Genomic DNA, 531 nt, shown 5'->3' on the forward strand with positions numbered 1-531 from the left:
GCCTTGATGTCGATGATGCGGGAGTTGGGGTATCAGATTGGTCGATTCAAAGTACGTAACCTGATGAAGGAAGCCGGGCTGGTATCCAAACAGCCGGGCGCTCATCGTTATCAGGTCGCCCAGTCTGAGCGACCGGACATTTCCAATCTGCTGGCTCGCGAATTTGATGTCCAGCAACCCAATCAGGTGTGGTGTGGCGATATCACCTACGTCTGGGCAGGTGGACGCTGGCATTACCTGGCAGCGGTGCTTGACCTGCACACCCGGCGGGTCGTGGGCTGGGCGATGTCTGATAAACCTGATGCAGAATTGGCAATCAAAGCACTGGAGATGGCCTATCAGCAGCGTGGTTGCCCATCTGGTGTGCTGTTTCACTCTGACCAGGGCAGCCAATATGGCAGTAGGGCATTTCGGCAACGACTGTGGCGCTATCGCATGACCCAGAGCATGAGTCGGCGTGGCAACTGCTGGGATAATGCCCCGATGGAGCGATTGTTCAGAAGTCTTAAAACGGAGTGGGTTCCGGCTATG

Annotated in this window: 1 protein-coding gene; it reads left to right on the top strand. The window is 55.9% G+C overall.

What is annotated here, in order from left to right; translation table 11 throughout:
• The coding region (locus NOM06_RS20840) for an IS3 family transposase (protein WP_255913034.1) at positions 1 to 531 on the top strand (531 nt) is incomplete at both ends.

The organism is Aeromonas sp. JL9, assembly GCF_024436075.1.
In the GTDB taxonomy this organism is placed as follows: domain Bacteria; phylum Pseudomonadota; class Gammaproteobacteria; order Enterobacterales; family Aeromonadaceae; genus Aeromonas; species Aeromonas veronii.